Source organism: Flavobacterium rhamnosi (assembly GCF_048286515.1).
Lineage (GTDB): Bacteria > Bacteroidota > Bacteroidia > Flavobacteriales > Flavobacteriaceae > Flavobacterium.
Window position 1 is genome coordinate 109420 of record NZ_JBLVPS010000011.1, and the last position, 21138, is coordinate 130557.

The window sequence follows — 21138 nt, forward strand, 5'->3', positions numbered from 1 at the left end:
ATGAAAAAAACACTAAACCATCGTATATTTCCTTTTATTCTAAGTTTATTCTTATTTGCAATTTGTGCTTGTAGTAAAGAATCACCATCTGAAGTGGTAGCAGCTAAATCACTTATAGTAAACACCAACAAACTAGAATTTGAAAGCATAGTAAATAGTGTTGGCATCAGTATTACTGCCAATGTTGATGACTGGACTATTAGTAGCTCTGATACAAGTTGGATAACATTGAGTCAAGTCTCGGGAAATTCAGGTACCACCTTGGTTACCGTATCAGTATCCGAAAATACAAGTAGCGCCGTCCGTTCAGCGGTCATATTCATAAAATCAAGTCAAGCTGCCTCAGTTCAAGTTAATTTGACGCAACTTGGAACTACAACTGTTGTCTCTACCGAACTTTATCCAAACTATAATACAAATCCTATTGCAGCCGATGCGTCTGGAATGAGTAGTACTGCTGTTGAACTTGCTTCCAAAATAAAATTAGGCTGGAACATTGGAAATACACTTGAGGCAATTGGAGGGGAAACAGCTTGGGGAAATCCAAAGGTTACAAAAGCATTGATTGATTTTGTAAAACAAAGTGGTTTTAATGCAATTCGAATTCCTTGTTCCTGGAATCAAAACCTAGAAAATTCAAGCACTGCGCAAATAAAAACAGAATGGATAAATAGAGTTAAAGAAGTCGTTCAATACTGCGTCGATAATGATATGTACGTAATTGTGAATATCCATTGGGATGGCGGGTGGCTTGAAAATAATTGTACGGAAACCCAAAAAGAAGCCAATAATGCCAAGCAAAAAGCATTTTGGGAACAAATAGCAACCCAATTACGAGGTTTTGATGAGCATTTACTTTTTGCTAGTGCTAATGAACCAAATGTGGATAACGCATCTCAGATGGCAGTCTTAACATCTTATCACCAAACGTTTATTGATGCAGTGCGTTCTACTGGAGGTAAAAATACGTATCGGACATTGGTAGTTCAAGGACCATCGACAGACATCGAAAAAACAAACAAATTAATGTTGACTTTACCTACTGATAAAATAGCTAGTCGTATGATGGTGGAAGTTCACTATTACACACCGTATAATTTTTGTCTTATGGACAAAGATGCTGACTGGGGGAAAATGTTTTATTACTGGGGAGCTAATTATCACTCTACAACTGATCTTACACGCAATCCAACTTACGGAGAGGAGGCAGACTTAGATACCCTTTTCAAATCAATGAAATCCCAATTTGTAGACAAAGGGATTCCGGTTCTTTTAGGCGAATTTGGCGCAATACGTCGTACTAGTTTAACAGGAGATGCTTTAACTTTGCATCTGGCATCAAGAGCTTATTATTTAAAATATGTTGTAAAACAAGCAAAAGCAAACGGAATATTGCCTTTTTATTGGGATGCCGGAGGTATGGGTAATAATGGTTCGGCTATTTTTAACAGAACCAACAATACGGTATTTGATACACAAGCTTTAGATGCAATGATTCAGGGATTACAGTAAGTTAATCGAAACCATTATAATTTTTTAAAATGAAAAAAAATCTAGTATTTCTTTTTTTGATATGTTGCCTACTTGCAAATGCCAATGTCAGAATGCCACTATTGTTCTCTGACGGAATGGTTATGCAACGCAACAAGGCGATTCCGGTTTGGGGTTGGGCTGACGCAAATGAAAAAATTACAGTTCAGTTCAATAAGCAAACCAAAACCATCAAAGCCGATAAAACAGGAAAATGGACGGTCAGTTTAGATTCCGAAAAAGCAGGGGGTCCTTTTGAATTAACCATTACAGGAAAAAACAAAATTGTCATAACCAATGTTATGGTTGGTGAAGTTTGGATTTGTAGCGGACAATCCAATATGGAATTTCAAATGTACAAAACATTGAATTCCGAAAAAGAAATAAGCGATTCCAATTATCCTATGATTCGCCATTTTGGTGTTGCCCAAGATTTGAGTGGCGCACCAAAAGAGGATTTAAAAGTTGGAAAATGGGCAGTTTGTAGTAAAGAAACGGTGCGTGATTTTACGGCAGTAGGTTACTTTTTTGCCAAAAAATTATATGCCGAATTAAAAATCCCAATCGGAATTATAAACACATCATGGGGTGGAACTTGTGTGGAAACTTGGACTAGCATTCAAGCATTCGAGAAAAGCGATGAATTCAAAGAAATGATTGCCGATGTGCCAATGCTGAATATGGATTCTATTTCAAAATTGTATGCAAAAACAATGCGAGAAAGAGTCGAAAAAATTCAAGGAACTGAAGTTAGCACAGCCAACGAAATCACTTATAAAGAATTAGGATTTAATGATTCCAGTTGGTCTGAACTCAACGTTCCTGGATTATGGGAAAACCAACCACTGGGTGACTTGGACGGTGTAGTTTGGATGCGTAAAACAATAACCCTTTCGGCTAAAGATGTAAAAAAACCAGCCATCCTAAATTTATCAAAAATCGATGATGAAGATATTACGTATGTAAACGGAATTGAAGTTGGAAAAAACACAATTTGGGAAGCCAACAGAGAATACATAATTCCAGCAGGAATATTAAAAGAAGGCGTAAATAGTATTGCCGTCAGAATAGTAGACAATAGCGGCGGTGGCGGAATATATGGAGAATCTTCAGATTTGAAACTGACTATCGGTAACACAATTGTTCCATTGAATGGGAAATGGAAATACAGAGTGGTACTTGTAAAAACCGCTTTGTCTCCCAACAGTTATCCCTCATTATTGTACAATGCCATGGTCAACCCATTAATTCCGTATGCTTTTCAAGGCGTTTTATGGTACCAAGGCGAAGCCAATGTGGGTAGAGCAAATCAATACAAAAAAGCATTTCCTCTGATGATAACCGATTGGAGAACAAAATGGAATCAAGGTGATTTCCCTTTTTATTTTGTACAATTATCCAGTTACAATGAATTTAACGGTAATAGTAAAAATGGAAGCAAATGGGCTGAACTTCGTGAAGCGCAAACCCACACTTTGCAACTGCCAAATACAGGAATGGCTGTAACGACTGATATTGGTAACGCAAAAGATATTCACCCAACAAACAAGCAAGATGTTGGTAAACGATTGGCTGCGATTGCTCTGAATAACGTTTATAACAAAAAAACGGTTTATAGCGGACCAACTTATAAATCCTTGGAAATAAAAGGAAACCAAATAATTCTAACCTTTGATAACATCGGAAGCGGATTGTCAACGTCTGATAATGATGACAATTTAAAAGGATTTGAAATCGCAGGAGCGGACAAAGTTTTTCATTCTGCAAAAGCTATTATTAAGGATAACAAATTGATTGTTTTTAGTGAAAATGTACTAAAACCGATTGCGGTACATTACGGTTGGGCAGATGATGCAAGCGAAGCGAATCTTTATAACAAAGAACGATTTCCTGCATCGCCATTCAGAACCGATGATTGGGAAATGATTACTGCAGCAGAGAAGTATAAATTTTCAAAATGATTTGAGTCAGGAACAAAAAAATTCCTAAAAATTAGAACAACAAATAGTATCCTCCTATGAAACCAAACGCCCTAAAAAAACTATTTTTAGTCATCACTTGTCACTTATTTTGCGGTCTGGTTTTTGGACAGTCTGATCACATTCTTTGGTACAACCAACCTGCTGATTATTTCGAAGAGAGTTTAGTTTTAGGTAATGGGAAACTGGGAGCTACAGTTTTCGGAGGTATTGATTCTGATAAAATTTATCTGAACGACGCTACTCTATGGTCCGGAGAGCCCGTAAATGCAAATATGAATCCTCAAGCATATCAAAACCTACCTGCTATTAGAGAAGCTTTAAAAAAGGAAGATTATAAATTAGCTAACGAATTGAATAAAAAAATTCAAGGTAAAAACTCCGAGTCTTTTGCGCCGCTTGGAACTATGAATATTGATAATCATTCTACAAAAATCCCCTCTCAATATTATAGAGAATTAGACATTTCTAACGCGGTCTCAAAAGTAAGTTATGAAATCAATGGAGTGAAATATACCCGTGAATACTTTGTTTCGGCACCGGACCAAATTATGGTAATTAAATTAACAAGCAGTCAGAAAGGAGCATTAAATTTTGATATTACTTTTAATAGCTTATTAAAATCGAAAATCGAAACAGCAAATAATACGTTGCAGATTAATGGTTTTGCTCCTATTCATGAAAATCCAGATTATGTTGTCGATAAGTCATTTCTTTTGGAAAAAGATAGAGGCACGCGATTTACAACTTTGATAAAAATCAAAAATACGGGAGGAACAATCACAAGTACTACAACTACTTTGGGATTAAAAAACGGTACAGAAGCCTTGATTTTTGTATCTATTGCTACTAGTTTTAATGGTTTTGATAAAAATCCTGCAACCGAAGGATCAGATGACAAGGGAATTGCATCCGACAACCTAAATAAAGCATTTTCAAAAACATTCGAAAAATTAAAAAAATCCCATAGTGTGGACTATCAAAAATTCTATAATCGAGTTGCATTAGATTTAGGAAAAACAACAGCCCCGGATTTGCCTACAGACGAACGTTTACTGCGTTATTCGGATGGTAAAGAAGATAAAAATTTAGAAGTTTTATATTTCCAATATGGACGTTATTTACTCATTAGCAGTTCCAGAACCAAAGGTGTTCCCGCTAATTTACAAGGGATTTGGAATCCGTATCTTAACCCGCCATGGAGCAGTAATTATACGACAAACATCAATTTACAAGAAAATTACTGGCTAGCTGAAAACACTAATCTTTCAGAAATGCATAGGCCCCTTTTGAGCTTTATAAAAAATCTTTCAGAAACAGGCAAAGTTACAGCTAAAACATTTTATGGCGTAAACAATGGTTGGGCTTCGGCACATAATTCTGATATTTGGGCGATGAGCAATCCTGTTGGAAACTTTGGAAAAGAAGATCCGAGTTGGGCTTGTTGGAATATGTCCGGAGCGTGGTTAATAACTCATATCTGGGAGCATTATGCTTTTACACAAGATAAAACTTATTTAAAAAATGAAGGGTATGAAATAATGCGTGGAGCTGCCCAGTTTTGCCTGGAATGGTTAGTTGAAGACAAAAACGGAAATTTAATAACTTCTCCTTCAACGTCCCCAGAAAACAAATACATAGCTCCTGATGGTTTTATTGGTGCTACTATGTATGGAGGAACTGCCGATTTAGCTATAATTCGAGAATGCTTTGATAAAACCATTAAAGCTTCAAAAGAATTAAATATTGATGCAGAATTTAGAGTAAAACTCGAAACTGCACTTTCGAAATTGTATCCGTACCAAATAGGAAAAAAAGAAAACTTACAGGAATGGTATTTTGACTGGAACGACGAAGATCCTAAACACCGTCATCAATCGCATTTATTTGGACTTTTCCCGGGGGATCATATTACACCATTAAAAACTCCTGAACTGGCAAATGCTTCTAGACAAACCCTAGAAATAAAAGGTGATGAAACAACTGGCTGGTCAAAAGGATGGCGTATCAACCTTTGGGCAAGACTTTGGGATGGCAATCATGCTTATAAAATGTTTCGCGAACTGCTTCGCTATGTAGATCCCGATCAAAAGAAAACCAAAAAACCACGAAGAGGTGGCGGAACCTATCCGAATTTGTTTGATGCACACCCACCGTTTCAAATAGACGGGAATTTTGGAGGGGCTGCCGCAGTTGCAGAAATGCTTGTTCAGTCTAACGAAAAAGAAATCAGACTACTCCCTGCCCTACCCGATGCTTGGGAAAATGGTTCCGTAAAAGGAATTTGTGCCAGAGGAGGATTTGAAGTTTCTATGGAATGGAGTGGCAAAAAGTTAAAAAAAGTAAATCTGTTTTCTAGAAACGGTGGAAATACAACACTTATTAATGGAGACAAAAAGCAAAATATCACTTTGAAAAAAGGACAGAAAATGAAATTAATCTGGTAACAGATTTCTCAAGACATTTTACTCCATATTGGAATTGTTTACTTAAGGACAGATCGGAGTTCTTGACGGTATTGTGAAGCACTTTTACCCGTAAATTCTTTGAATGATTTGTTGAAATAGCTAAAGTTATTGAAACCACTTTCATAACATATTTCGGTTATGCTTATCGGTTTTTCAGCGAGCAATTTAGAAGCATGGACCAAGCGATAATCATTTACAAAATGAGTAAATGTTTTATTGGTAATCTTTTTAAAATACCGACAAAAAGAAGGCACAGTCATACTTACCAGTCCAGAAACTTCTTCAAGAGCAATATGCTCTTGAAAATGGTCTTTTACATAGTTAAAAACAGCATTAATGCGGTCATTGTCCTGTACCTGCATCTCCATCGAAAATCCTTCCGCATTTAAAACGGTAGACTCTTTGGATAGTTCCAGTTCATTTAATATGGTCAGCATGGTCAACAATCTTTCAAATTGAGATTGTCCTTCCATAGCCTCTATTCTAGAACCTATTGTCTTTTTAGTAACTCCGTCAAAGGCTATTCCAACTTTAGCTTGTTTAAAAAGATTCCTGATATTCTTCATTTCTGAAATATCAAAAAAATCATCCCCTAAGAAGTCCGGTTTCATTTGTATGACCGTTTCATTTTTATTTCCAGTCTGTTCATCTGTAAAACCACAATGAGGCAGGTTGCTTCCTATCAATAGCAGGTCTCCATCCTCATAATAAGAAACGTGACTTCCTACTTGGCGCTTACCCGAACCGCCATTTACATACACCAATTCAATTTCCGGATGATAATGCCATAAGTGTGCTTTGTTATTCGCATTTTCAACATATTTTGAAAAGTAAAAAGAACTTCCGAAGGAAGGTGCTATAATTTCAAATGCAGGCGGAACTATCTTCATCGACTACGTATTTAGAATTAATGCAAAAATACCTAAAATGCGAATACTATAGCTTTTTTTAACCTTTATCGATTTCGTAAAAGGTAAAATAGAACATAAATTAGAAAATCCTGTACTATTCATAATGAATCTCTTAGGATAATTTAGCCGTAGATAAATAATCAATTATAAATCTAAAACATTTACTATTATGAAAAAGATTTTAAAACTTAGTTTAGTAGTGGCCGCAGCAGTATTAACTGTTGTACAGGCTCATGCAGGAAATACTGATTTCTCATTGGATTTAAAAAAAGAAGCAGGAAGGACTGTAAGTTTTACCTTAAAAGAGATTAAGAAAATCGACTTGTCGATTTATGACACAAGTGATAATCTAATTTATCAGGAAAATGTTGCTTCTGACGATAACATCAACAGATCATACGACTTGAGTGCTTTTCCTGATGGCGTATACTTCTTACAAGCTGAAACTGATCTTAAAATTTCAAGATACAAAATTGAGGTTATCGGTAAAACCGCAAAATTGTCCGCTGATGCCATTTCGGAAGTGTACAAACCGATTTTGGTAAACAGAAAAGGAATAGTAACACTTAACCTATTAAACTTAAATCAGGTTCCGGTTACTGTTAAAATTTACAGCTCAAATGATACAGAGGTCTATAATGAAACTTTACCGGCTGAACTGAATGTGGGCAAAATATTTGATGTAAGTAAAATACAAGGGGACAAATGCACATTCATTATAACTTCAAATGGTAAAACTTTTGTTGAAACAGTTATTACTAAATAGTTCCCAAATAAATTATGGTGATTGAGAGGCTGTTTATTTTTAGACAGCCTTACTTTTTTCCTTAAACTATTTAAAAACGCTAAAGGTTTCCTATAATCTTATCCATAACCCAACTTGTGTGGGCACCGGTCAACCCTGAAGAAGGGTGCACGCTGTTTCCACTAAGATGTTCCTTCATTTGTTGTACATGATTCAACTGAATATTTTCGGGATGTTCAATAAAAACTTCCGTTTGTCCCTCTTCGTTTGAAAGGACTAAAGAATCATTTTCAAACACAGAGAATGCTATTTTTCCTTTACTTCCAAAAATTTCCACTTTATCTTCGCGCATAGCACAACCAAAATTCCAACTGCCAGTCCCTGTAATTCCAGACTCATGAACCCAGCTTGCAGTAACAGCATCTCTGGAAGAATATAACCCCTGCTGATTGAGACTGAAACCAGCTACCTCTTTTACACTCCCAAAAAAATGAATAAACAAATCTAACCCATGACTTGCTAAATCATCAAAATAACCACCAGTAGCGATTTCAGCATCTGTTCTCCAGTTGTATTCCCCCGATAAATCTTGAGCCGTTGCGGGTTTGCTCAAATGCCATCTTATATGTCTAACATCACCAATACTATTGGAATCTAGCCATGTCTTTATCTGTTGGAAACGTGGTAGTGTACGTCTGTAATATGCAACGAATAGCGGAATATCTTTTTCTTTAAAGGCGTTATAAATCGCGATACTATCTTGGTAATTTGGCGCTAAAGGTTTTTCAATACAACAAATTTTTCCAGCGGCAGCCACTTTTAGTCCATAATATTTATGAACATCTGGAGGTGTGGCAATGTAAATCGCATCAATATCCGGATCATTAATCAAGTCATCTGCATCACTGTAATATTTACTAATCCCATGTCTTTTGGCATAATCAGCGGCTTTTACAGCATCTCTTCGCATTACTGCTTCGATTTTAAACCCAGCTGTTTTCTGGTACGCAGGACCACTTTTCATTTCTGTAACATCACCACATCCTAATATTCCCCAACGAATCACTTTTGTATTTTCAATCATATTAATCATTTTACATTTATATTGGCTATCCGATTTTATCGGACCAATTCCCTAATTCTGCAAAAACAAATTAATTAGGCTGAGAGTAAATTTAAATATTTATTACGAAAGACAAAAGGTTATCTAACAACAATTGGAAATAAAATGACTTTTCGTTTTAGTTGAATTCCACTAAGGGGTAGAAAAAAGATACAGCCTATATTTAAAAAACATCAAACACTCATTCTATCATCAGTTATTATATTTTATTTTTAAAAACAGTAACTAACTTATATAAAGATACTTAAGTACACAAAACCAAGTAACAACCTACTCGTGCGCAATTGTGATTCTAATTTTTGGCACGCTACTTGAATATCCCTAATCAAATAAGTAAAAAAGCGAAAGCCGAAAAGCTCAAGAGTAGGCAAAACCCAAATTATATCGATCATGAAAAAAATTACTTTATTAGTAGCTAGTATCTTCCTTTTTGGAGGTGGTGTAGCGAATGCAGCAGAAAAAACCAGCCTTACTCAGGAGAGAAGATTGCCTGCTGATTTTAGAAACGCGGAACCGATTGTGTTCACAGAAAGAGGAATCGAATTTTTTGTATTCCCTGACGGACAATTAGATTTTAATACACGTCCTTCAAATGGCGATTATAAGTACAATAAATCTAACAAAAGAGGCCCATATAATAAAACGTATGGTGCACAGACCAATACCCGAAACAGAAATTACGGTGTAAAAGTCGAACACGATAATATGGGCAGAGTGAGACGAGTTGGAAATGTCTCTATCAACTACGATTCTAATGATAGAATTAAACGAGTTGGTACTGTATATATGACTTACAACCGTTATGCTTTGGAAAGAGTAGGTGGATTAGAAATTATCTACAACCGTCGTGGCCAAATTGTTGATATTATTGGATCCGTAAAAGGAGGCAGAGCTGATCAATACAGCCAGAACGGCAATGATTACAACGATTATGAATATGCAAATAATCAAAATTCAAATGATAACGACGACTACTATTATAGAACTAGCGGTCAAAAAGTTCAAAAAGAAGAAACGAGAGTAGCAGGAAGTGTCGCTATAAGAATAGATAAAAGATTTTAGTTTTAGTTAAATGGTTAGTTTAAAAATCCCGCTGATATTCGTATCAACGGGATTTTTTTTGACACTATCCCATAAAGTGTGTACTTGAGACACTCCCAAATTTATTTTTTGTTTTAGTCACAACCATTGATGTCACAACTGTTTTCAGCCGTGGTATTGACGAAAGTTACTTTCGAATCAAATTTACCTTCTTGCCATACTTTTTCAAGTGTATTTACAAATGTTTCAATATCTTGTGCTCCCGAAACTGCGTATTTACTATCAAAAACAAAAAATGGCACTCCTTGAACGCCTATCGATTGTGCTTCTTTAATATCTTGCTGTACCGCATGTGTATACGCATCAGAATGCAATACTTCCTTTATTTCGTCAGCAGTCAGACCAGCCTCCAGACCTAATCCAGCTAATATATCCAAATCATTCACATTCTTGCCATCGGTTAAATAGGCTTTGAACAGCAACTCTTCTAAATCGTTTGCCAGATTGTGTTTTTTGGCCAAGTGCAATAAGCGATGTGCATTCAATGAATTGGCCATAACCGCTTTTTCAAAATGAAAATCCAACCCTGAATTTTTTGCATTTTGAGTCATGTTATCCAGCATTTGTTGGGCCCAATCTGCATCTTTTCTGTATTTTTCCGCCAAATGCTCAACCATGCTGTCCTCCTCTGAGGCAATAAAACCGGGGTCTAGCTGAAAACTTTTCCATTCAATCTCAACAGCTTCTCTATGCTCGAAATCCTGTAAAGCACCTTCTATTCTTCTTTTTCCTATATAACAAAACGGACACATAATATCCGACCAGATTTGTACTTTTAATTTATTTCCCATTTTACTATTTAGTAAATGATTAGACATTTGTATATACAAATATATTAAAAACCGTTGTAAACAAATCAGACATTATGCTTTTATTAGGAATTGATGCGTTGTGTTTATTCAAAAGATTAAATGAAAAAACCATCAAAAAATTGCTTTTGATGGTTTTTTATATAGTTTTAAAATTTGTTTATGCCAATAAATCCAAAACAAAAGACGGGAATAAACCTAATGCAATATTCAAAACAATAGCTACAACGGCAACCGCATAAATAATAAAAGGTGTTCCTTTTTTTACTTCGTTTGGTTCTTTGGTATACATCGCTAAAATCAATTTAAAGTAGTATCCAACACTAATAATAGAGTTTACAACTGCTACGATTACTAAAGCCAAATACCCCGCCTGAATCGTCTGGTTGAACAAAACCAACTTGGCAAAAAATCCAGCGAAAATTGGAATACCAGCCATAGAAAGTAAAGAAGCTGTGAGAATAGCCGCTAACAATGGATTGTTCTTTCCCAAGCCGTGAAAATTCACAATATCTTCGTTATCTCTATTTTTACAAACGTACAAAATCACACTAAAAGCAGCTATTCCAGATAAAGAATACGCTGAAGCGTAATACAACAAACTTCCTGCAGATGTGGATAAACTTAATAAAGTCATCAACATAAAACCAGCATGGGAAACTCCCGAAAAAGCCAACATCCGTTTCACATTCGTTTGTCTTAACGCCATAATATTACCAACAGTCATCGAGGCCATAGAAATTACAACCACAATAATTTTGAATGACTCAGAAACATCCGCATTCATAACCGACAACAACTTGTATAAAGTTGCCATAGCAACTACCTTTGCCAAGGTACTCATCAATGCCGTCGTCAGTGCCGGCGATCCTTCGTAAACATCCGGTGCCCAGAAATGAAATGGAACTGCAGCAATTTTAAACAACATTCCTATTGTTACTAAAACAATTCCTATTGGAAACCAAATTGGCAATTCAGCAGATTGAGATAATTCACTGATTTCAGTAACATCAAAACTTCCCATTGCTCCATAAATCAAACAAATCCCAAAGAGAATAATTCCGGAGGCAAAAGATCCCATTAAGAAATATTTCATTCCAGCTTCGTTACTTTTCAAATTCATACGGTCACTTGCAGCAAGGATATAAAGCGCAATTGACAGCACTTCTATTCCTAAAAAGAACATCGCTAAATTTCCAAAAGAAACCATCGCAACTGCTCCGGCTAATAAAAATACTTTTATGGCAATATAATCCGAGATCTTAGATTGATGATTTTCGTAAAAATTATGTCCTAAAGCCACCAATAAAATGGTAAGCACAATAAACAAAGACGAAAAAGTGCTTGAAAATTTACTCACAACAATCATGTTGTTATAGTAGCTTTCCGTTGAATTAAATTCAGATATGGTTAAGCCCAGCACCCCCAATAATCCAATAATTGTTATTGGAACAATGGCTTTCCTTAAATTAAAAATTTCAAATAAAAGGCATAAAACACCTAATCCTATTATAGCTATTAATGTATTCATTTTTTATTTGACTTAGTTAATTCGGTTTATTTGAGTTAAAATTTCTTCCAGACTTGGCGTAATCAAATCGGTAATAGGTTTTGGATACATTCCAAAAAAGAATAAAACACCAATTATTAGCACTAATGTTACTCCTTCCTTAAAAGTAACATCAGTAAAAACTTTTGAATTGGTTTCACCCAACATAACCTGTTGAAACATTTTCAACATATAATACGCTCCTAAAATAATGGTTGTTCCTCCTAAAAAAGCAAAGCAAATATTAATTTGCGAAAGACTGTATAAAACGGTGAATTCTCCAACAAAGTTAAAAGTAGTTGGTAAAGCAACAGATGCTAAAACCAAAATTAAAAACATCGAGGTAAATTTTGGTGACTGGGTACGAATACCTCCCATTTCAGCGATTGCTCTAGTTTCGTATCTTCTGAAAATAATTTCGGCAACATAAAACAGTCCAACAACTACAAATCCATGTGCAATCATTTGCAAAACCGCTCCACGTAATCCGTCTAATGTCAAAGTGTATGTACCAGCAGCTATTAATCCAACGTGAGCTAAAGAAGAATACGCTAATAATTTTTTTAAATCATTTTGCCTCAATGCTACAATTGATCCGTAAATCACACCTGCAATTCCAAGTCCTATGAAAATATACATGTATTCTTTGGCAGCCAACGGCGCCAACGGCAATTGCCAACGAATAACACTATACAAGCCCATTTTCAACATGATACCCGATAAAAGCATCGTGCCAACGGTTGGTGCTTTTTGGTAAACATTTGCCTGCCAAGTATGGAAAGGAATTAATGGAATCTTAATCGCATATGCTAAAAAGAAAGCTAAAAAGATCCACAATTGTTCCGTTGCTGACAGATTCAATTTGTATAAATCTTCTACTAAAAGACTACCCGCCTTTTGGTACATATAAACAAAAGCAACCAGCATGAATAAAGAACCCGCAAGTGTATAGATGAAAAATTTTACCACTGCTTTTTTACGTTCCTCTGCATCTCCATTACCCCAGATCAAGGCGATGAAGTAAATTGGAATCAATGACAATTCCCAAAAAACATAATACAAAAGACCATCAGCCGCTAAGAATGTCCCTGCCATTGCAAACGACATAAACAAAACTAAAGCATAAAATGATTTTGAATTTTTATATTGATTTCCAAAAGAAGAAAAAATGATTATTGGAGTCAAAGCCGTAGTCAATAAAAGCATCGCCATCGATAATCCGTCTGCTTTCAGAGCAAAGGAAATATTAGGTTGTGTGATCCATTGATTGATAAAACTAATGTTTTCACCTAAATTATAGTGATTCAATAATACAATAGAAGAACCTAAAGAAGCCAAACTAAAGAACAAAGCCACTTTTGAAGCCAGTTTATCGCCTGCAAGATAAGTTGCAAACGCACCAACCAAAAGTATAATTAATATTAAAGATACATTCATGATATATGATTATTGAGCTAAAAATAAATAAGAAACAATGGCACAAAGACCTAAAACGAAAACAAAAAGATAAAGACCAATGCTTCCATTTTGTATTTTCTTTCCTTGGTAGCTTATTTCGTTGGTAACTTTTCCGAATCCAAAAACCAAAGCTGACAAACCAGTTTCTATAGTGTCCCTGAAAAAACGGGACAAAACATTAATCGGTTTAACAAAAATAGTATCATAGAATTCATCAATATAATATTTATTGTAAAGCACTTTAGAAAACCCTGAAATTGCAGCATCTTCTGTCGGAACTGTATTTTGTTTGATGTATTTGGCGTAAGCAATGCCTATTCCTACCAATCCACCCACAACGGCAATAGCCATTAAGATATATTCAGTAATTCCTAAATGGTGCGCAGCAGTTGCTAATTTTGGTAAAATAGGAGTCAAATATCCGTTCAACCAACTGTGTCCAGGCAAGCTAATCAGACCACCCACAGTAGCCAAAATGGCTAAAATTATCAAAGGAATTGTGATCAAAGATGGACTTTCGTGCAAATGGTGTTTTTGCTCCTCAGTCCCTCTGAATTCTTGGAAAAATGTTAAAAAAATCAAACGGAACATATAAAAGGCAGTCATTATAGAAGCAACCGAAGCTACAATCCATAAGGGAATATTATGATGGAAGGCTACTAATAAAATTTCGTCTTTCGAGAAAAAACCGGAAAACAATGGAACCCCCGAAATTGCAAGAGAAGCAATCAACATAGTTACAAACGTAATCGGCATTGCCTTTTTCAAGCCACCCATCTTACGCATGTCTTGCTCTCCGTGCAAAGCATGAATTACAGAACCTGAACCTAAGAACAAACAAGCCTTGAAGAAAGCGTGTGTGATTACATGAAAAACGGCAACTTCATAAGCTCCCAATCCCAAGGCCAAGAACATTAACCCCAATTGAGAAACGGTAGAATAGGCCAAGACTTTTTTAATATCATTTTGAACTAATCCAATTGTGGCAGCCACTAAAGCGGTAATGGCTCCAACTATAGCGATTATCGATTGAACTTCAGGAGTCAAATCAAATAAAAAATTCAATCTCGTAATCATAAAAATACCTGCGGTAACCATTGTTGCAGCATGAATCAATGCAGATACTGGAGTCGGACCTGCCATTGCATCTGGTAACCAAGTATACAATGGAATTTGTGCTGACTTACCACATGCTCCAATGAATAAAGCGAAAGCAGCTATAGAAACCCAATACATATTAAGATTCGTAGCACCAGATATTGCAGTTTTTAATGTAGCATAATCTAAAGTGGAGAATAAATTTCCAAGAATAAAAATCCCTACTAACAGCCCTAAATCCCCAATACGGTTCATGATGAATGCTTTCTTAGCAGCATCATTGTACTCTTGGTTTTTATGCCAGAATCCTATCAACAAATAAGAACAAAGACCAACGCCTTCCCATCCGATGAATAACACTAATAAGTTACTTCCTATTACTAAGGTGATCATGAAGAATATAAACAAATTTAAATACGCAAAAAATTTGTGCATATTTTCATCATCGTGCATGTAGCTGATAGAATACAAATGGATTAAAGATCCGATTCCGGTAACAAAAAGCAACCATAAAATGGAAAGTTGATCCAATTGAAATCCGAAATCAATTTTAAAATTACTGATTTGAATCCAGTCAAAAAGAGAGATTCGGATTCCCTGCGGTTTCGCTGCAATTTCTCCAAAGAAATAAGCAGTCGCAATAAAAGAAACCACAACTGATAGGGTTCCGACTATTCCTGAAAGAGATTTTCCCAGACTTTTACCAAAGAAAACATTGATTAAAAATCCTAAAAAAGGAGTAAGAACTAAAACTAAAGCTATATTGGTATTCATTTCCATTTATCCTTTTAAGTTTTTTAAATTATCGATAGTAATTGAGCCTAAATTTCTAAAAATAGAAACTAGAATTGCCAATCCTACCGCAACTTCTGCCGCAGCAACAGCCATCGAGAAGAACACAAAAACCTGTCCTTGAGCATCCTGATGATAGGTTGAAAATGCCACAAACAATAAGTTTACTGCATTCAGCATAATTTCAATTGACATAAATACGATAATGGCATTTCGTCTGTACAATACTCCGAAAACACCAATACAAAAAAGTATTACGCTTAGGAATATATAATTTTCAATACCAATGTGGTTTAAAATATTGTTCATCTTATTTTTGCAATTTTTCTTTTTTAGACAATAACACAGTACCAATCATAGCAACCAAAAGTAATATAGATGCAAATTCAAAAGGAACCATATATTCATTCAGAAGTATTTTACCCAATACTTTTATAGACTGATAATCTTCCCCAGTAGTTACGTATTCTCCAACAATTGGTTTTGAGTTGATGAAAATGGCTATCAAAACCAAACAGATTAAACAAAAAGAAACAATAGCTCCTAATCGCGTAATTCTTGGTCTGTGAACTTCTCTTTCCTCATTTAAATTCATCAGCATGATAGTGAATAAAAACAAAATCATAATCGCTCCAGAGTACACGATTATGTGGACTATCGCCAAAAATTGAGAATTCAATAATAAGTAATGACCTGCAATCGAAAAGAAACAAATCACTAAATAAATAGCACTATGTATCGGATTTTTGCTAAAAATTGTCAAAAATGCGGTTGCTAATGTGATAGCAGCCAATACACAAAAAATTATAAGTATTGTAGACATTAATTAGCGTTTTTAAGTTGAGCATTTTTCATTGCAATATCTAAAGGCATGACTAATTTATCTTTTCCAAAGATAAAATCTTCTCTTTCATAGCTTGAAGGAACCAATACTTTGGATGTAGTCAGATAAATAGCGTCTTTTGGGCAAGCTTCTTCACACAATCCGCAGAAAATGCAACGCAGCATGTTGATTTCATATATCGATGCATATTTCTCCTCTCTGTATAAATGTTTTTCATCTCCCCTTCTTTCTTCTGCTTTCATCGTAATCGCTTCGGCAGGACAAGACAAAGCACATAAACCACAAGCGGTACAATTCTCACGCCCTTCCTCATCACGTTTCAACATATGCTGACCACGATAAACTGGGCTCCTTTCACGTTCTTGCTCTGGATATTGAATTGTTACTTTTCTAGTAAACAAGTGCTGAATCGTAATTATCAAACCCTTGACAATTGCAACAAGATACATTCTTTCCCAAAAAGTCATCTCTTTGTTAGAGACTTGCTTTTTTCTTCCCGATAAGGATATATTTTCTATTGACATTTTATATTTTTATTTGAAGCTTACTCTGTTATTGGTTTCAATCCTTTATGTTTTTCTTTAAAATACAACAGAATTTCCACTGCCATCAGGGTCAGGGCTTTTTCGGTACTCTAATTAAAATCCTAAATAAGTTGCAATTTCACTTCTCAAAATTACAATTCCGGTAATTATAATATTAATGATCGACAATGGAATTAATATTCTCCAACCCAAATGCATCAATTGATCGTATCTGAATCTTGGAATAGTCCAACGAACCCACATGTACAAAAAGATGAATCCACATAATTTGATAAACAAAGCGCCAAATCCAAGGACATTGGCAATGTTTACTCCCCAATTTTCAACAGCCCAACTCATTCCGGGATAATTATACCCTCCGAAGAATAAAACAGCTAAAATCGTTGAAGAAATAAACATATTTGCATATTCAGCAAACAAATAAAAACCCATTTTCATCGATGAATATTCCGTATGGTATCCGCCAATTAATTCACTTTCGCATTCTGCTAAATCAAAAGGAGTTCTGTTGGTTTCTGCAAAAGCACAAATTAAAAATATAAAAAACGATAGCGGCTGATAAAACACATTCCAATTCATTCCGGCTTGTTGTGCAGAAATCTCTCTTAAACTCAACGTTCCAGTCATCATCAGCAATGCAATCATCGAAAGTCCCATAGCAACTTCATAAGATACCATTTGCGAAGCAGCACGAACCGCACCCATCAATGAAAACTTATTATTTGAAGCCCAACCACCGATCATGATCCCATAAACACCCACCGATACTACTCCAAAAAAGTATAACAATCCAATATTTAAATCTGTTGCTTGTAATAGAATATCTCTTCCGAACAGATGCAGCTTATCTCCCCAAGGAATTACGGCACTCGTCATTAAAGCGGTACTCATTGCGATTGCAGGGCCTACAAAAAACAAGAATCTGTTAGGCGTATTTGGTTCAAATTCTTCTTTTGAGAATAACTTTAAACCATCGGCAAGTGGTTGAAATAATCCAAAAGGACCCGCTCTGTTTGGCCCGACACGATCTTGAAGCCAAGCGGCAACTTTTCGTTCAGCCCAAGTGGAGTACATTGCCATTAACATTGTCAAAGCAAAAACTGCAACAATAATGACACTTTTTTCTATGATGATAGTACTATCCATTATTACCCAAGCTTTTTTGATTAATAATGTCTTCATCAGTCAATGGGATATCGACCATGCTTATTTTCTTACGGTCTTCTTCTCTACCTAAAAGGATATTCTCTTCAGTAGCGATTTCAACTTTTTGTAATTTTCTGTTGTATTTATTTTGGTTGATAACCGAATCTTTTTCGAATGCTCTAGGTCCTTCGATAATCCAGTCTTTTAAGTCTTTATGATCAAAACGACACCCATTACAAATAAACTCATCCACTTCGTGGTATTCGTCTTTTCTTCCGGTAACACGTTGGATTTCGTCTCCAAACATCCAAACCGTGGTTTTTCCAGAGCATGTAGGACAGTCTCTGTGTGCATTATAAGGTTTGTTAAACCAAACACGAGATTTGAATCTAAATGTTTTATCCGTCAATGCACCTACCGGGCATACGTCAATCATATTTCCAGAAAATTCATTATCAATTGCCTTAGAAATACAAGTTGATATATTAGAATGATCTCCTCTATCCATTACTCCGTGAACACGATCATCAGTCAATTGATCTGCAACCATTACGCAACGGTAACAAAGAATACAACGGTTCATGTGTAATTGAATATTTGGACCAATATTTTCTGGCTCAAATGTCCTTTTTTCTTCAATAAAACGAGTTTCTGATTTACCATGCTCAAAGCTTAGATTTTGCAAATCACACTCTCCCGCTTGGTCACAAACCGGACAATCTAAAGGGTGATTAATTAACAAAAACTCTGTTACTGACTTTCTGGCTTCGGTTACTCTTGGTGAAGATTTACTGTTCACTTCCATCCCGTCCATACAACCTGTTACACAAGATGCCATTAATTTAGGCATTGGTCGTGGATCAGCTTCACTTCCTTTGGAAACTTCTACTAAACAACAACGGCATTTGCCACCGCTCCCTTTTAGTTTAGAATAATAACACATTGCTGGCGGAACTACTTCTCCACCTATCATACGTGCTGCCTGCAGGATTGTTGTTCCTGGTTCTACTTCTATGCTTTGACCGTCTATGGTTACTTTCATTTTCTGAAATTCTTGACTTTATACGATTACTTTAGAAACTAAATGCTTCACTTTTTCAAAAGGTTCCGCAACAAAATGATCTCTATGTTTTATTTTTTCTGGGAAACGAATATGATATTCAAACTCGTCTCTAAAATGACGAATTGCTGCTGCCACTGGCCACGCTGCTGCATCACCTAATGGACAAATTGTATTCCCTTCAATCTTGCTTTGAATGCTCAACAGCAAATCAATATCCTCTTCACGCCCATGACCATTCTCTATTCTGTGTAATACTTTTTCCATCCAGCCAGTGCCTTCACGACAAGGTGAACATTGCCCACAGCTTTCATGGTGGTAAAAACGAGAGAAATTCCAAGTATTACGAACAATACAAGCCGTATCATTGTAAACAATAAATCCACCAGATCCTAACATAGAACCTGTTGCAAATCCACCGTCACTTAACGATTCGTATGACATTAAACGATCTTCGCCATTTGCTGTTTTATAGATTAAATGGGCTGGTAAAACAGGAACAGAACTTCCCCCTGGCACAAAAGCTTTCAAGGGTCTATCAGAGCTCATTCCTCCTAAATACTCATCAGAATTCATGAATTCGTAAACACTTAAACCCAATTCAATTTCATAAACGCCCGGGTTTTTGATATGTCCTGAAGCAGAAATTAATTTAGTGCCTGTAGAACGTCCAATACCAATTTTTGCATATTCAGCACCTGTATTATTGACAATCCAAGGCACAGCGGCAATTGTCTCTACGTTATTTACAACCGTTGGATTTGCCCAAAGTCCTGAAATAGCAGGAAATGGGGGCTTGATACGAGGATTTCCTCTTTTACCCTCCAATGATTCGATCAATGCAGTTTCTTCACCACAAATGTAAGCTCCGGCACCACAGTGTACATAAAGTTCTAAATCATACCCTGAGCCTAATATATTTTTTCCCAAAAAACCAGCAGCTTTTGCTTCGTTTATGGCCTTTTCTAATATCTTATAAACCCACATATATTCTCCACGAATATAGATATACGAGAGGTTTGCACCCAAAGCATAGCTGGAAGTAATCATTCCTTCGATCAATAAATGAGGAATAAATTCCATCAAGTAGCGGTCTTTGAAAGTCCCTGGTTCCGATTCATCCGCATTACAAACTAAATGTCTTGGTTTTCCCGATTTTTTATCAATAAAACTCCATTTCATCCCTGCGGGAAATCCTGCTCCACCTCGACCGCGTAATCCTGAAGTTTTAACTTCTTCAACAACTTCGTCTGGTGTTAATGTTTTTAAGGCTTTTTCTACTGAAGCATAGCCTCCGTTTTGACGGTAGACTTCGTAGGTTCTTATTCCTGGAATATTTATTTTATCTAATAATATTTTTTGTGACATATTATTTATCGTGTAATATTATTTTATCGTTTTTGCAATCAGCAATTAATTGATCGATTTTTTCTGCTGTCAAATGTTCTTTGTAAAAATCGCCTAATTGCATCATTGGAGCATAACCACAAGCACCCAAACATTCAACACCTCTAACTTCGAATAGACCGTCTGCAGTAGGCTCACCCACTTTTACGCCTAATTTCTCACAGGTGTAATCCATCAAATCCTCCACTCCGTTCAAACAACAAGGAGAAGTCTGGCAAAATTCAAACATATATTTTCCAATTGGTCTTTGGTTGTACATCGTATAAAACGAAACTACTTCGTAAACCTCGATCGGCTTGATTAAAAGGATTTCGGCTACTTTATTCATTAATTCAATACTCAACCAATTCTCGTGAGCATCTTGAACTTCATGTAAAACAGGTAATAAAGCCGATTTTCTTTTGTCTTCAGGATAATGACTAATCAATTCATTGATGCGACTCATCAATGCTTCGGTCATATTTATTTCTTGTTTGTGATACGTACGTTCCATTTTTTATTATTTCAAATTTTGAATTCTAAATTTTAAATGTTTTTGATTCCCATTCCCAATTTAAAATTCATCATTTATAC

18 protein-coding genes are annotated in these 21138 nt (G+C 35.7%); 5 read left to right on the forward strand and 13 right to left on the reverse strand.

Going from position 1 to position 21138, the window contains the following annotated elements; translation table 11 throughout:
- From ACNQGN_RS10795 to ACNQGN_RS10805, 3 genes are read left to right on the forward strand one after another with little or no spacing between them, the layout of a single operon-like run.
- Complete coding sequence (locus ACNQGN_RS10795) at positions 1-1512, forward strand: cellulase family glycosylhydrolase (protein WP_417987842.1); 1512 nt, start codon at positions 1-3, stop codon at positions 1510-1512.
- A 29-nt stretch (positions 1513-1541) separates the two neighbouring features.
- Positions 1542-3491: a sialate O-acetylesterase gene (locus ACNQGN_RS10800; RefSeq protein ID WP_417987843.1), complete on the forward strand. Its 1950-nt coding sequence runs from the start codon at positions 1542-1544 to the stop codon at positions 3489-3491.
- 56 nt (positions 3492-3547) lie between these two features.
- The gene (locus ACNQGN_RS10805) at positions 3548-5956 is read left to right on the forward strand and encodes a glycoside hydrolase family 95 protein (protein WP_417987844.1); all 2409 of its coding nucleotides are present in this window, start codon (positions 3548-3550) and stop codon (positions 5954-5956) included.
- Positions 5957-5994: 38 nt separating this feature from the next.
- On the opposite strand, the gene ACNQGN_RS10810 is transcribed toward ACNQGN_RS10805, so the two are convergent.
- The gene (locus ACNQGN_RS10810; protein WP_417987845.1) at positions 5995-6867 is read right to left on the reverse strand and encodes an AraC family transcriptional regulator; all 873 of its coding nucleotides are present in this window, start codon (positions 6865-6867) and stop codon (positions 5995-5997) included.
- Positions 6868-7057: 190 nt separating this feature from the next.
- Here ACNQGN_RS10810 and ACNQGN_RS10815 point away from each other — a divergent pair, with 190 nt between their 5' ends.
- Positions 7058-7654, forward strand: coding sequence for a T9SS type A sorting domain-containing protein (locus tag ACNQGN_RS10815; RefSeq protein WP_417987846.1), 597 nt, complete (start codon positions 7058-7060; stop codon positions 7652-7654).
- 79 nt (positions 7655-7733) lie between these two features.
- On the opposite strand, the gene ACNQGN_RS10820 is transcribed toward ACNQGN_RS10815, so the two are convergent.
- Positions 7734-8717, reverse strand: a complete 984-nt coding sequence (locus ACNQGN_RS10820) for a Gfo/Idh/MocA family protein (RefSeq protein WP_417987847.1) — start codon at positions 8715-8717, stop codon at positions 7734-7736.
- 429 nt (positions 8718-9146) lie between these two features.
- Here ACNQGN_RS10820 and ACNQGN_RS10825 point away from each other — a divergent pair, with 429 nt between their 5' ends.
- Positions 9147-9818, forward strand: a complete 672-nt coding sequence (locus ACNQGN_RS10825; protein ID WP_417987848.1) for a hypothetical protein — start codon at positions 9147-9149, stop codon at positions 9816-9818.
- A gap of 113 nt (positions 9819-9931) precedes the next feature.
- On the opposite strand, the gene ACNQGN_RS10830 is transcribed toward ACNQGN_RS10825, so the two are convergent.
- The 11 genes from ACNQGN_RS10830 to ACNQGN_RS10880 form a co-directional block, all read right to left on the reverse strand.
- Positions 9932-10648 (reverse strand): DsbA family oxidoreductase, encoded by a 717-nt coding sequence (locus ACNQGN_RS10830; RefSeq protein ID WP_417987849.1) that lies wholly within the window; start codon positions 10646-10648, stop codon positions 9932-9934.
- 178 nt (positions 10649-10826) lie between these two features.
- Positions 10827-12197, reverse strand: a complete 1371-nt coding sequence (locus ACNQGN_RS10835) for an NADH-quinone oxidoreductase subunit N (RefSeq protein ID WP_417987850.1) — start codon at positions 12195-12197, stop codon at positions 10827-10829.
- A gap of 12 nt (positions 12198-12209) precedes the next feature.
- Positions 12210-13652: a complex I subunit 4 family protein gene (locus ACNQGN_RS10840; RefSeq protein WP_417987851.1), complete on the reverse strand. Its 1443-nt coding sequence runs from the start codon at positions 13650-13652 to the stop codon at positions 12210-12212.
- 9 nt (positions 13653-13661) lie between these two features.
- Entirely contained in the window at positions 13662-15545 is a 1884-nt protein-coding gene (nuoL, locus tag ACNQGN_RS10845) for an NADH-quinone oxidoreductase subunit L (RefSeq protein WP_417987852.1), read from the reverse strand.
- 6 nt (positions 15546-15551) lie between these two features.
- Positions 15552-15872, reverse strand: coding sequence for an NADH-quinone oxidoreductase subunit NuoK (gene nuoK, locus ACNQGN_RS10850; protein WP_066079401.1), 321 nt, complete (start codon positions 15870-15872; stop codon positions 15552-15554).
- 1 nt (position 15873) lies between these two features.
- Positions 15874-16386 carry an NADH-quinone oxidoreductase subunit J family protein gene (locus ACNQGN_RS10855; RefSeq protein WP_091172454.1) on the reverse strand — a complete coding sequence of 171 codons (513 nt, stop codon included), beginning with the start codon at positions 16384-16386 and terminating at the stop codon, positions 15874-15876.
- Positions 16386-16931: a NuoI/complex I 23 kDa subunit family protein gene (locus ACNQGN_RS10860; protein WP_417987853.1), complete on the reverse strand. Its 546-nt coding sequence runs from the start codon at positions 16929-16931 to the stop codon at positions 16386-16388. Before ACNQGN_RS10860 ends, ACNQGN_RS10855 begins: the two co-directional genes overlap by 1 nt.
- A 114-nt stretch (positions 16932-17045) precedes the next feature.
- Positions 17046-18098, reverse strand: a complete 1053-nt coding sequence (gene nuoH / locus ACNQGN_RS10865) for an NADH-quinone oxidoreductase subunit NuoH (protein ID WP_417987854.1) — start codon at positions 18096-18098, stop codon at positions 17046-17048.
- Complete coding sequence (locus ACNQGN_RS10870; protein WP_417987855.1) at positions 18091-19140, reverse strand: NADH-quinone oxidoreductase subunit G; 1050 nt, start codon at positions 19138-19140, stop codon at positions 18091-18093. The genes nuoH and ACNQGN_RS10870 overlap by 8 nt, the downstream gene beginning before the upstream one ends.
- 18 nt (positions 19141-19158) lie before the next feature.
- Entirely contained in the window at positions 19159-20526 is a 1368-nt protein-coding gene (gene nuoF / locus ACNQGN_RS10875; protein ID WP_417987856.1) for an NADH-quinone oxidoreductase subunit NuoF, read from the reverse strand.
- 1 nt (position 20527) lies between these two features.
- Positions 20528-21058, reverse strand: a complete 531-nt coding sequence (locus ACNQGN_RS10880) for a complex I 24 kDa subunit family protein (RefSeq protein WP_417987857.1) — start codon at positions 21056-21058, stop codon at positions 20528-20530.
- Positions 21059-21138: the final 80 nt, after the last annotated feature.